Here is an 11,501-nt window from a genome sequence, read left to right on the forward strand (position 1 = left end):
TGGACCGGCACATGCCCCACCTGCCACCGCAGCATCCCCGCTTCAGCTCCGCCAGAACACCACCCACGCCAACCAACCTAACGAAGTACTACTAGTGCTCTGACCGGGAAGGTTCGCCGGGGCGATAGCTATCGCCTCGATAGTCTGCACGGCATGATCGACTCATACGCGAGCTCCGACGATGCTGCAGTCGCGATAGCCGGGGCGCGGGCTGGCGCGGACGTGGTCCGCAACATGTACGGCCAGCGGCTCAGCCGCATCGACAAGGGTGCCGGGGACTTCGCCACCGCCGCTGATGTGGAGGCAGAGAAGGCGATCCTCGGCGTCATCCGTGCCGCACGGCCCGATGATGCGGTGCTCGGCGAGGAAGGCGGGCAGCAGGGTGCCGCCGACACTGTGCGCCAGTGGTTGGTGGACCCCCTGTGCGGCACGCTGAACTACGCCGTGGGCAACATGCTGGTGGCTGTCAACGTGGCGCTGCGCGATGGCGCGGCGGCGGTGGCCGACCCGTTCAGCGGTGAGGTCTTTTTCACCAATGGCGAGACCGCCTGGGTGCGGCATGACGGGGTCGACGACGCACTGCTGGCGCCCACGCCGTCTACCCGATTGGTGGACGTCAACCTGGATCCGCCGTTCCCGAGTGCGCCGGGATTCCGGGCAGTGGATCTGCTGGCCCGCCCTGAGTTCGTCGAGCGTTTCCGGCCGCGCGTCGTATCCACGACGCTGGCGCTGGCCTGGGTGGCTGCCGGCAAGCGCGCCGCGTATGTCACCGATGGCGGCGACCTCTCCGGGAGCGTGCATTTCGCGGCCGGTATCGCGTTGTGCCGGGCTGTTGGCTGTGTTGTCACCGGGATCGACGGTGCCCCGATTGGCGAGGCGGGTCGTGGGCTTGTGGTCGCCGCCGACGAGGAGACCCACGGGCTGTTGATGTCGATGATGCGCAGCCGAAGCTAGGGCTGTGACCGCGTGGGTTTCGCCGGGCTGGGGCGGCCCGTCCACCGGTACGGTGGACGGGCCGCGATCTGGTCAGCGGACCAGGGTCAGTTCGCCGTTCCCGGGTCGGTGATGCGGGCTTCGAGGTCGGCGACGCGGCGGTCCTGGAAGCGGAGGTTGGAACGGGCGGCCTTGAGGCGCTCGTCGAGGGTGCGGTTGTCGGCCGTGAGCTGACGGACCCGCTGTTTGAGGGTGGTGTTCTCGGTGGTGAGCCGCTGGATGGCTTCCTTGGTCCACTCGGCTTCCAAGTCCCTTATCTGGCTGAGTAGTTCACCGATGCGGGTCCTCTGGGCGAGGATCTCGCTGTGGCCTTGAGGGCGTCTTCGGCATTCAGGGCGCGTTCGCGCCAGGTCGCCTCACGCTCCTCGTCCTGGTCGGTGAGCAATTGGGTTCGGCGGTCTCCGGCCTCGGCCATCGCGGAGGCGATGACGGCTCTGGCCTCGGGATTGTCATAGAGAAAGGTCCGTGAGACGTCCGCGCGACGGGCGACAGCGGCGACGCTGACCTGGGCTTTCTCGCGCCGGAGCCGGGTGATGGCGTCGCGGACTCGCTGCAGGGCGGTCTCGGTCTTGTGGCGCCGTGCGGCCAGGGCGGCGGCAGTGCGGGGTTGGGGAACGGCAGCGGTTTTCATGCGATGTCCTGCTCGGGGTCGTGGTCGTCGTCGGTTGTGCACGTCGCGCTGTACTCGCTCTGTTCTTCGTCTCCTGCGTTGACCAGGTCGGCGGCGCGGAAGGCCGTGGACCAGACGCGCTGGAAGTAGTCCTGGGGTTTGCGCAGGTCAAGGGCGAGTGCGTCGTCGAGGAGCCCAAGACCGGCCAGGGCCTTCTCCAGGCCGTCGATGGCGCGGGCGGTGGGCTCGAAGTAGCGGTGGAGGTAGTCGGCGGTGGCATCGTCCGGGGCGCCCTCTGCCAGCAGGCGCCACTGTTCACGTTTGCGCCGCCAGTAGAGAAGGTCGGCGCAGGAGAGCACGAACTTGTCGCAGTTGTGACAGTCGAGGTTCCAGGGGCAAGCACCGCCGTCGACAACCGGCTGGAAGGTGCAGAACCCTCCTTCAGCTGGGGTGCTGCGGCGGGCGAGATCGACGGCAATGGCCAGGGCCTGCTCCTTGGTGAGAGCGTCGGACGAATTTCCTGCGAGAAGTTCCCCCGGAGCGGCAGTGCCGGGGCCGGCGACCCAGACATGCTCGAGAACGTTCTCCAGATCGGAGTTGGAGAGATGCACGTAATGCTCGGCCATCCTGTCCGAGACGTGCCCGAGATAGCGCCGGATATGGGTGAGGGTGGCACCTTTGCGGAGCAGACTGGTGGCCAGGGTGTGACGGGCCTGGTGAGGGACGCAATGGCCAACTTCCAAAGCGGCGACCCAGGCGCGGAAACGGCTGTAGAACCACGGCCTGCTCAGCGCGATGGTCCCGTCTGTGCTCCGATAGTTGGTAGGAAACAGCGCGAGGCCGTCGCGTTCTTTCCCCGTGGGTGTGTAGCCGTGTTCATCGGCGAACCGGCTGAGGGTCTTGCGCTGACGTTCGGCGATGCGCGCGAAGAGAGAGTCGGGGATGCGGATGGCTGCGTCGTAGTTGCCGACTTTCGTCTGGTCGTGCCAGAGCATCGCGAGGCCGTTGAGTCGGCCGATGCAGTTCCAGCGGAGCTCGGTCACTTCCCCCAGCCGCCGTCCGGTGGTCACGATGATCTCCCAGATGTCCCGCGCGCCCTCGTCATGCGGGTCCTGAACACGCGTGAGCTCAGCGAGATTGCGCTCGTCGGCCAGCGCGCGTGCCACCTCGTCGGGGAAAGGGCGTCGACGTTTCGGATAGGCGGTTGCGCCGGCATTCGGCAATGCGACGACGAACTCCCTCGCCAGGCCAAGAGTGTCGGTCACACCGTTATCCATGGCCGTGCGGAGGATTTTGCGCGTGTGGTTGAAGACAATTGACCGTGTGCCGATTGTGACGATGCTCTGCTTTCCGTCGGAGCGGACCATGGCCAGGGAGGGGAGGGCATGTTCCTCGCGATGCCGCTGGTCTGCGACGAAGCGATCGGCGTGCTCCTTCGTCAAGACTGCAGGGTCGTGACCCCCGCCAGGGGCGTCGACTTCAAGGAATGCGCCCAATTCGGTCATCGCGCGGCGCAGTTGGTCGAGTTTGTGAGTGCTGGGGCATCGGGGTGAACTCAGGATCCCGGCGAAGTAGTCCCATGCGATTGAGGCTGACGCCGAAGTGCCTGGTTTCAATGAATCCAGCTTCCTTGGTCTCCTCGCGCGTGAAGTAGACCAGACGCAACTCGTGGAGAATCTCTTTCGTGATCCCTGTGGCGGTCTTAGTCAGGGATGAAATATCCAGATCGATGATTGAGGTCGCATCTGTTTCGCGACATGCATTCACGATCATTCGGAGCGCGGTGACGTCCCAGCGGGCCGGACGCTGCCGTTGGGTGTGGGCGAACAGACCCCACTGGATCTCCTTTTGTGTCAACGGGCGCAGGCCGCGCAGATTCAACTGAGCAGGCAGGGCGACTGCGATCTCCGCGTTGCACCATTCCTGGAACTGGTTGCGGTCCGTGTGACTAGCTGCGGATCGGTCGTCACGCCACCATTCCTGCGAAATCGATGCACCTCCCGGGGAACCTGCCCTCCGGTAGGCATTACCGTGCCGACGACATAGTCCGAGCGGCGAATCTGCCAACAGAAGGCAGACCCGCACCATGCAGACGCCAAACCCTGGAAGGGGAAATTGCTCGGCGCCCCACTCATCCAAGTCGAGAGCGGTCTCATTCCCGACTTGTGCCTGGCTCCACTTCTTGAAATGCAATTCACAGAGGCGATACTCGCCCGGTCGTGCGGGGCGCTCAGGACAGATCAAGCAGGAGAAGTTCCCGTACTGATCGGTGGATTGCCCCAAGGGTTCAGCAGTGCGGAGAAAGGTAGACCGGCTGACTCCCTTCTTCGTGACCGCAAGCCACTCTTCTCGATGGGTGTGGCAGAAATCGCCGAGACCCGTAGCACGCTCGCAACCAGGGACCCGGCAAAACCATCGATAGACCTGATGCCCCTGCGGGATTTGAATGATGTCGTCGCGGAACAGAGGATCGAAGGAGGGCGCGCTCGTGAGCGCGGTGAGTATCTCCAAACGATCTCTGCCGGTCCGAGTGTCGTTCTGGTGCGACGTCAGCAAGGGCAGCAAGAAGGCGTCCCGGCGCTTCATCGGCCCTCCCCCCAGACCGTGCGCAGAGCGGCGTCGAAGACCGGATCGTGAATGTCGACGTGCCCGTAGACGTCGTCGACCATCGCAGCCGAGGCCCAACCGCCTGCGTCCCGGGCGATCAGGGTGTTGCCGTCCGCGGCGTCGAGAACCGCCGAGGTGAAGGTGTGCCGGAAGGCATGGGGTTTCACCAGCCCCAGCCAGCGCGTTTCCCTGCCCGCCCAAGCATCCGGCGGGCGCCGACCGGTGCCCACGGCTGGCCGGCGTCGGCGCCGTGCAGCTGGACCAGCAGCATGCCGTGCCGGGTGCCGCGCGGGTACTCGGTGGTGATGTACTCGAAGTACGAGTGCACCATCGCAGGGCTGACCCGCTTGATCAGCCCGCCGGTGACCGTCCCTCGCTCGAGCTGCCACGGATGCTTGGTCTTGGCCTCGGCCCGGTTCGGGTTGCCGGGCCGGTGGCAGACGTGCAGATGCGGGGTGCGGCACTCGCCGCAGGCCGAGTTCTCCCGCAGGTGCAGGTCGACCAGGTGCAACCCGCGCAACTCACCGATCCGCAGGCCCCCGTCGGCCAGCCAGTCGACGACCAGCCGGTCCCGCGCGGCGTTCACCGTCTGCAGCAGCTTCTCCCTCGCCCCGTCCGGCAACATCTTCGGGTGTCGGCGGAGCGGCCCCTTCGGCGCCAGCGGGTTCGCGGGCAGCGGCGACTTCGTGTGACCGAGGAACGACCGACGACGGTCCACCCGTGACGGCAGCCGGGACTTGTCGAGCTTCTTGCCGAGCTCGCTGTTGATGCCGAGAGAGGCTTGGTGCAGGTAGAAGCCCTTCAGACAGGCCGCCGCGGTCGACAGCGCAGAACGGCCGTAGGGCCGCTTGCCGACCCGCCACGGTTCTCCGAGCGGCATGCGGATCTCGGCCCCGACGATCCCCATGTACCTCTCCAGGTCACGCAGTTGGACCGTGCCGAAGGTCAGACACTCGCGCTCCAGCCAGCGCAGATGGTCCACCAGGTAGTACGCGTAGGTCTTCTGCGTGCCCGAACCCTCGTGTTCCCGCAGGAACCGGTCCGCCTCCGTGTGCAGTGATCCCTCGGGCCAGACGATCGTCCACGATCGCCGCCCGTCCTTCCGGTCGATCCGCTGGACTCTCAAGTCCCCGACCACGACGTGCCGTGCCACTTGCCCTCCGTACCGACTCCAGAACATGGCCAACGTCCTGGACACGGTCGGTAAACGAGCCCAGGACGTGCTGGTCACAGTCCCAGACGGACATCACGGGCAGGCCTACGGGCGGTCGGTAAAGTCAACGTCGAGGAAGAGAACGGGACGCTCCGGTGCGCTTGTCACGGCGTCACGATGGCCAGGAGGCTGCGGTCGCCGGTTCAGCCCAGGGTGTTTGCCCAGTCGGCCGGGACGCGGCCTGCTGGGCCCGGGGTTGGCTGGTCCTTCGGGTGGTGTTCGGGTGGGGCGAGTTCGGGGCCGGAGTCGTAGAGCTCGTTCGTGTCGTAGTTCCAGAACCAGCCCTCGCCCGGCTCGTAGCTGCGGATCACCGGGTGCCCCGTGGCCCGGTGGTGGGCGGTGGCGTGCTTGCCGGGGGAGTCGTCGCAGCAGCCGATGTGGCCGCAACGGGCGCAGCGCCGCAGATGGAACCACCAGCCGCCGGCCGCGTCGCACTCGGCGCAGCCGGTGCCGCTGGGCGGCACACGGGGGTCGATACCGGTGTCACGGGTCATGTCGGCTCCTCGGTGGTCGGGTGGGCCCCGGCGGTGAGCGGCGGTCCGGCCGACGCCGGTCCGTCCCCGTCCGCGGCGTTCAGCGGCAGCAGCACCCGGAACCGGGTGTCGCCGGGCACCGACTCCACGCAGATGGCGCCGTGGTGCTTGTTGACGACGATCCGCCAGGAGATGTCCAGGCCGAGGCCGGTGCCCCGGCCGACCGGCTTGGTGGTGAAGAACGGGTCGAAGATACGGTCCCGGATCTCCGGCGGGACCCCGGGACCGGTGTCCCGGAACTCGACCAGCAGCCGGTCGTCCTGGAGCGCGGTCCGCACGGTCAGCGTGCCCTCGCCGCCGCCCGCGCCGTCCATGGCGCACACCGCGTTGTCGATCAGATTGGTCCACACCTGGTTGAGTTCGGCCGGATAGGCGGGAATCCGCGGCAGCGTCCGGTCGTACTCCCTGACGACCTCGATCCGCGGCCCGATCTTGCCGGACAGCATCAGCAGGGTGCTGTCGAGGAGTTCGTGCACATCGGCGACCTGGTACGGGGCGCGGTCCAGCTGGGAGTACTGCTTGGCGGCGTCCACGAGCCGGGAGACCCGGGTGGTGGAGTCCGCGATCTCGTCCATCAGCAGCTCCGTCTCCACCGTGTAGTTGAGCCACCCCACGGCGCCCGGCAGGATCTCCTCGTCGACGGCCGCCGCGACCTGGTCCAGCCAGTCGACGTCGAGCCCCGCCTGCACGAAGGTGGGTGCCAACTGCGCGCCCTGGTCGATGCCGTGGTCCTCCAGCCAGTCGGTGAGCGCGTCCTCGCGGTCGGCGGCCTGGAGCGGACTGAGGTCCGGGGCCTTGGCGACCCGCTCGGCCGTACGCTCCTGGATCTCGATGAGGTTGGTCAACTGGTCCCGGGAGAAAGGCCCTTCGGCGATCACGGCGAGCTTGCGCCGCATCTTGGCCACCCGTTCCCGCAGCGTCGCGGTGGCCCGTACGGCCGCCGCCGCGGGGTTGTTCAGCTCATGGGTCAGCCCGGCGGACAGCGAGCCGAGCGCCAGCAGCCGCTCCCGCTGCCCGACGGCCGCCTGGGTGCTCTTGGACCCGAAGAACAGCCCCTCCAGCAGGTGCACCGCCATCGGGAACCATTCCCGCATGATGTCCGCGAACGCGTCGGCGGGCAGCACGAAGAACCGGGTCGGCTCCGTGACCCGCATCGAGTTGATGTAGACCTGCCGCAGCCGGTCCCCGAGGTACGCCTGCATGGCGCCCGAGTACACCCCGCGCTGCGAGGTCCGGCTGACCTCCACGTCGTCGCCGCCGACCCGGCGGGAGAGCACCACCGTCCCCTCGATCATCACGTAGAAGCAGGTGGCCGGCTCGCCCTCGGTGTACACCGGGCCGGGCTCGTACCTCTCCACCCGCCCCTGGGCGCACAGCCGGTCCAACTGCTCGGGACGCAGCTTCTCGAACAGGAACAGCGAGCCGATCTCACCGGTGCCGCACGGCATCGGCCGCCCGTTCACGACTGCTCCAGGTACCGGTGGACGAGCAGCACGGCCATGGCTCCCTCTCCGACGGCGGACGCGACCCGCTTGGCGGACTCCGCCCGCGCGTCACCGGCGACGAACACGCCGGGCACGTTGGTCTCCAGGTGGTACGGCGGCCGGTCCAGCTCCCACCCCGGGGGCGGCCGCCCGTCGGCGGTGAGGTCGGGCCCGGACAGGATGAACCCGCGGCCGTCCCGCAGCACCGTGCCGTCCAGCCAGTCGGTCCGCGGCGCCGCCCCGATGAACACGAACATCCACTGCGCGTCGACGAGTTCGCACTCCCCGGTGGCGGTGTCGCGCAGGGCCAGTTTCTCCAGATGGCCCGAGCCGTGCGCGGCGTCCACGACGGTGCCCGTGCGGACCGTGATGTTGGAGGCCTCGTCGATCTGCTGGATCAGGTAGTACGACATCGACGCCGCCAGCGACGCCCCGCGCACCAGCAGGGTCACCGACTTCGCGCCCCGGGCCAGGTACATCGCCGCCTGCCCCGCGGAGTTGGCGCCGCCGACGATGTAGACGTCCTGCCCCTGGCAGGAGGGCGCCTCGGTCAGCGCCGAACCGTAGAACACCCCGCACCCGGTCAGCTCCTCCACCCCGGCCGCCGGGAGCTGCCGGTAGGACACGCCGGTCGCCAGGATCACGCTGTGCGCGGAGACCGCCGAACCGTCGGAGAAGCGCACGCTCCGCGCCGCCCCGCGGACCTCCAGCCCGGTCACCTCGCGCGCGGTCAGGATCTCCGCGCCGAACCGCGTCGCCTGCCGCCGGGCCCGGTCGGTGAGCTGGGCGCCGGAGACGCCGTCCGGGAAGCCGAGGTAGTTCTCGATCCGGGAGCTCTGACCCGCCTGCCCGCCGGTCGCCGAGCGCTCCACGAGCACCGTCCGCAGCCCTTCCGAGGCACCGTAGACGGCCGCGCCGAGCCCGGCCGGGCCGCCGCCGACCACCACCAGGTCGTAGAACTCGGCCGCCGGTGTCGTCGCGAGCCCCACGTGGGCCGCGAGCTCGGCCGGCTCCGGTTCCAGCAGCGGGGTGCCGTCCGGGGTGACCACCAGCGGCAGCCGCTGACCGTCCTGCCCGGCCGCGGCAAGCAGCCTCCCGCCCTCCGGTTCGTCCGAGGAGTACCAGCGGTACGGCACCTGGTTGCGGGCCAGGAACTCCCGTACCTGGGAGGACCGCGCCGACCAGCGGTGCCCCACCACCTTCGTGCTCGGCACCGGCCGGTGGTCGCTGCACCGCCAGACCTGGAGCAGGTCGTCCAGGACCGGGTACAGCTTCTCCTCGGGCGGGTCCCAGGGCTTGAGAAGGTAGTGGTCGAGGTCGACCACGTTGATCGCGTCGATCGCCGCGTCGGTGTCCGCGTACGCGGTCAGCAGCACCCGCCGGGCGCCCGGGTGGATGTCCAGGGCCCGTTCGAGGAACTCGATGCCGTTCATCCGCGGCATGCGGAAGTCGGCCAGGATCACGGCGACGGGATCGCCCCGCAGCTTCAGCTCGCGCAGCGCGTCCAGCGCGGACTTGCCGGACTCGGCGCGCACGATCCGGTACGAACCGCTGTAGCGCCGCCTGAGGTCCCTGGCGACGGCGCGGGACACCCCCGGATCGTCGTCCACGGTCATGATGACGGTCCGCGCCTGCTCCTGGGCCTGTGTCATGCGGTTGTCACCCCGCGTGCTCGGATCGGCGGCCCGGTGCGCCTCCGTCGCCACCGCGCCGGCTCCCGACCATCGTATGTGCGCCCGTCCCGTTTCGCCCAGGTACGCCGACCGCCCCCACCGCCCGCCGTGATGATCGGCCGGTGGGGGAGACTGGACCGGGAACTGGCTCACCACACAGGGAGGCACACGGCATGACGCGCCCGATCACGGCAGGGGTGGACGGATCGGAGGAGAGCCTCGCCGCACTGGCGTGGGCTGCACGGGAGGCCGAGCGCCGCGGGCTGCCGCTGCGCGTGGTGCGGGCCTGGCGCCACGAGGTGCACGACGCCTTCGACGTGGGCGACCGGGACACCCAGCGCGCGTGGGTGCGCGAGTCGCTGGCCGAGGCCGTCAGGACCGTCACCGAGCGCCATCCGGGCCTGGACGTGACCGCCGACGCCGTCGAGGACGATCCCGTACCCGCCCTGCTCGGCGCCGCGGCCGTGTCGGACGCGCTGGTGCTCGGCTCACGCGGACGGGGCGCTCTCGTCGGGTTCCTGGTCGGCTCCGTCGGACAGCAGGCGATCGCCGGCACCGAGCGGCCGGTCGTCCTGGTGCGCGCCGGGGACCGCCCCGCCGCCGAGGCCGCGGGCCGGGAGGTCGTCGTGGGCCAGCAGGGCGCCCCCGAGGACGGCGCGGCGGCCCTGGAGTTCGCGTTCACGACCGCCGCCGCGCGCGGCGCCGGGGTGCGGGCGGTACGGGCCTGGACGCTGCCACCGGTCTTCGCCTACAGCCCCGGCTCGCTCCGGCTGCTCGACGAGGCCGGCGGCCTGGAACCGTACGAGCGCAAGGCGCTGGACGCGGCGCTCCAGCCGTGGCGGGAGCGCTTCCCGGAGGTCCCCGTCGTCGAGCACGTGGAGATGGGCAGCGCGGGCCAGGTGCTGCTGGCCGCGGCCGAGAACGCCCAGCTCCTCGTCGTCGGACGCCGGGCACGCCGGACGGCGGTGGGCGCGCGGATCGGCTCCGTCGCGAGCGGGATGCTGCACCACGCCGGCTGCCCGGTGGCGGTCGTCCCGCACCCGTGACTCACCCGGACGTCGTGCCCGGGGCCTCGCGCGCCCCGGGCAGGATGTTCCTGACGTAGTCCCGCACGGCGGTGTCCAGGCCGATGTCGTGCTGCGCCCGCTCGGACAGGTACCAGCGGTGCTCCAGCAGCTCGTGGTAGAGCTGGGCCGGATCCACGGTGCCGCGCAGCTCGGGCGGCACCGCCCGCACGGTGGGGCGGAACACCTCCCGCACCCAGCGGTGCGCCAGCACCTCCGGGCGCGCGGCGTGGGGACGCCCGGCGCCGGGAGCGTGGTCGTCCTGGGTGGCCATCCAGCTCTCCAGGTCGTTCAGCAGCCGCCGCGCCTGGTTCTCCTCGGTGTCCAGGCCGGTCAGGCGCAGCAACTGCCGCTGGTGGTGGCCGGCGTCGACGACCTTGGGCACGAAGGTGACCGTGTCGCCGGTGGCGGAGCTCTCGATCTGCATCTCGGCCACGTCGAAGCCGAGGTCGTTCAGCCGTCTGATCCGGCGCTCGATGTAGTGGTACTTGCCCGCCGGGTAGACCGAGGTACGGGTCAGCTCCTGCCAGAGCCCCCGGTAGCGGGCGCAGATCTCGGTGCCGAACTCGATCGGGTCCACCGAGGGGTGCAGCGCCCCGGACGCCTCCAGGTCCAGCAGCTCGCCGCTGATGTTGACGCGGGCCAGGTCGAGGTCGTACTCCCGCTGTCCGGGGCTCAGGCGCCGGTGCAGCTCGCCGGTCTCGGCGTCCACCAGATAGGCGGCGTACGCGCCGGCGTCGCGCCGGAACAGCGTGTTGGACAGCGAGCAGTCCCCCCAGGCGAACCCGGCCAGGTGCAGCCGCACCAGCAGGACGGCCAGGGCGTCCATCAGACGGTGCATGGTGGCCGGGCGCAGGGTGGTCTCGAACATCGAGCGGTACGGCATCGAACCGCCCAGGTGCCGGGTGATCAGCACCGGCTCCAGCGGCTCGCCCGCGCCGTCGGTGCGGCCGGTGACCACGCCCAGCGCGTCCACCGCGGGGATGCCGAGCCGGTCCAGGTCGCGCAGCAGCTCGTACTCGCGCAGCGCCGGGCGTTCGGCGAGTTCCTTGACGGCGATCACCTCCTCGCCGGCGCGGGCGTAGCGCACCACGTGCCGGGATATGCCGCGCGGCAGCGGCACGAGGTACTCCTCCGGCCACTCCTCCAGCGGTGTCCGCCACGGCAGTTGGAGCAGGAGCGCGGGGTGCTCCGGGTTGGTGGCGCTGATCTGCAAGCCCATGCGGGAACCCTAGTAGTGCTTGGTCAGGTCGGCTGTGGTGGTGCGTGTCTTTCGGGTTCGGTGTGGCGTTGAGGGGGTGTGACTCCGGACGAGATTGCTGCC

The 11,501-nt window shown here is 69.6% G+C and carries 12 protein-coding genes; 2 read left to right on the top strand and 10 right to left on the bottom strand.

Annotated features, from left to right (window positions below):
- Positions 1-153: 153 nt before the first annotated feature.
- The gene (locus ACIP4X_RS35605) at positions 154-954 is read left to right on the top strand and encodes an inositol monophosphatase family protein (RefSeq protein WP_391459073.1); all 801 of its coding nucleotides are present in this window, start codon (positions 154-156) and stop codon (positions 952-954) included.
- A gap of 86 nt (positions 955-1,040) precedes the next feature.
- Here the strand turns inward: ACIP4X_RS35605 and ACIP4X_RS35610 are convergent, their stop codons facing one another.
- The 9 genes from ACIP4X_RS35610 to ACIP4X_RS35650 form a co-directional block, all read right to left on the bottom strand.
- The gene (locus ACIP4X_RS35610; protein ID WP_391459071.1) at positions 1,041-1,241 is read right to left on the bottom strand and encodes a hypothetical protein; all 201 of its coding nucleotides are present in this window, start codon (positions 1,239-1,241) and stop codon (positions 1,041-1,043) included.
- A gap of 5 nt (positions 1,242-1,246) precedes the next feature.
- Positions 1,247-1,624, bottom strand: a complete 378-nt coding sequence (locus ACIP4X_RS35615; RefSeq protein WP_391459069.1) for a DUF6262 family protein — start codon at positions 1,622-1,624, stop codon at positions 1,247-1,249.
- Complete coding sequence (locus tag ACIP4X_RS35620) at positions 1,621-3,045, bottom strand: tyrosine-type recombinase/integrase (protein WP_401352508.1); 1,425 nt, start codon at positions 3,043-3,045, stop codon at positions 1,621-1,623. Before ACIP4X_RS35620 ends, ACIP4X_RS35615 begins: the two co-directional genes overlap by 4 nt.
- 37 nt (positions 3,046-3,082) lie before the next feature.
- Positions 3,083-4,189 carry a hypothetical protein gene (locus tag ACIP4X_RS35625; RefSeq protein ID WP_391459065.1) on the bottom strand — a complete coding sequence of 369 codons (1,107 nt, stop codon included), beginning with the start codon at positions 4,187-4,189 and terminating at the stop codon, positions 3,083-3,085.
- On the bottom strand, positions 4,186-4,377 hold the full coding sequence (locus ACIP4X_RS35630) for a hypothetical protein (protein ID WP_391459063.1): 192 nt from the start codon (positions 4,375-4,377) through the stop codon (positions 4,186-4,188). Before ACIP4X_RS35630 ends, ACIP4X_RS35625 begins: the two co-directional genes overlap by 4 nt.
- Positions 4,374-5,363 carry an integrase gene (locus ACIP4X_RS35635; RefSeq protein WP_391459061.1) on the bottom strand — a complete coding sequence of 330 codons (990 nt, stop codon included), beginning with the start codon at positions 5,361-5,363 and terminating at the stop codon, positions 4,374-4,376. The genes ACIP4X_RS35630 and ACIP4X_RS35635 overlap by 4 nt, the downstream gene beginning before the upstream one ends.
- 203 nt (positions 5,364-5,566) lie before the next feature.
- On the bottom strand, positions 5,567-5,917 hold the full coding sequence (locus ACIP4X_RS35640; RefSeq protein WP_358733838.1) for a UBP-type zinc finger domain-containing protein: 351 nt from the start codon (positions 5,915-5,917) through the stop codon (positions 5,567-5,569).
- Positions 5,914-7,419, bottom strand: coding sequence for an ATP-binding protein (locus ACIP4X_RS35645; RefSeq protein WP_391459058.1), 1,506 nt, complete (start codon positions 7,417-7,419; stop codon positions 5,914-5,916). The genes ACIP4X_RS35640 and ACIP4X_RS35645 overlap by 4 nt, the downstream gene beginning before the upstream one ends.
- Entirely contained in the window at positions 7,416-9,092 is a 1,677-nt protein-coding gene (locus ACIP4X_RS35650; RefSeq protein WP_401352514.1) for an FAD-dependent oxidoreductase, read from the bottom strand. Before ACIP4X_RS35650 ends, ACIP4X_RS35645 begins: the two co-directional genes overlap by 4 nt.
- Before the next feature lie 194 nt (positions 9,093-9,286).
- On the opposite strand from ACIP4X_RS35650, the gene ACIP4X_RS35655 reads away from it, so the two are divergent.
- Positions 9,287-10,159, top strand: coding sequence for a universal stress protein (locus ACIP4X_RS35655; protein ID WP_401352517.1), 873 nt, complete (start codon positions 9,287-9,289; stop codon positions 10,157-10,159).
- Position 10,160: 1 nt separating this feature from the next.
- On the opposite strand, the gene ACIP4X_RS35660 is transcribed toward ACIP4X_RS35655, so the two are convergent.
- Positions 10,161-11,399: a DUF4032 domain-containing protein gene (locus tag ACIP4X_RS35660; protein WP_391459052.1), complete on the bottom strand. Its 1,239-nt coding sequence runs from the start codon at positions 11,397-11,399 to the stop codon at positions 10,161-10,163.
- Between the last annotated feature and the right edge of the window lie 102 nt (positions 11,400-11,501).

It is taken from the genome of Streptomyces sp. NPDC088817 (assembly GCF_044750345.1).
Lineage (GTDB): Bacteria > Actinomycetota > Actinomycetes > Streptomycetales > Streptomycetaceae > Streptomyces.

Excerpts from the sequence above, each read along its gene's own strand:
- ACIP4X_RS35625 (WP_391459065.1), bottom strand. The coding sequence starts at position 4,189 with ATGAAGCGCCGGGACGCCTTCTTGCTGCCCTTGCTGACGTCGCACCAG.
- ACIP4X_RS35655 (WP_401352517.1), top strand. The coding sequence starts at position 9,287 with ATGACGCGCCCGATCACGGCAGGGGTGGACGGATCGGAGGAGAGCCTC.
- ACIP4X_RS35605 (WP_391459073.1), top strand. The coding sequence starts at position 154 with ATGATCGACTCATACGCGAGCTCCGACGATGCTGCAGTCGCGATAGCC.
- ACIP4X_RS35640 (WP_358733838.1), bottom strand. The coding sequence starts at position 5,917 with ATGACCCGTGACACCGGTATCGACCCCCGTGTGCCGCCCAGCGGCACC.
- ACIP4X_RS35650 (WP_401352514.1), bottom strand. The coding sequence starts at position 9,092 with ATGACACAGGCCCAGGAGCAGGCGCGGACCGTCATCATGACCGTGGAC.
- ACIP4X_RS35660 (WP_391459052.1), bottom strand. The coding sequence starts at position 11,399 with ATGGGCTTGCAGATCAGCGCCACCAACCCGGAGCACCCCGCGCTCCTG.
- ACIP4X_RS35615 (WP_391459069.1), bottom strand. The coding sequence starts at position 1,624 with ATGAAAACCGCTGCCGTTCCCCAACCCCGCACTGCCGCCGCCCTGGCC.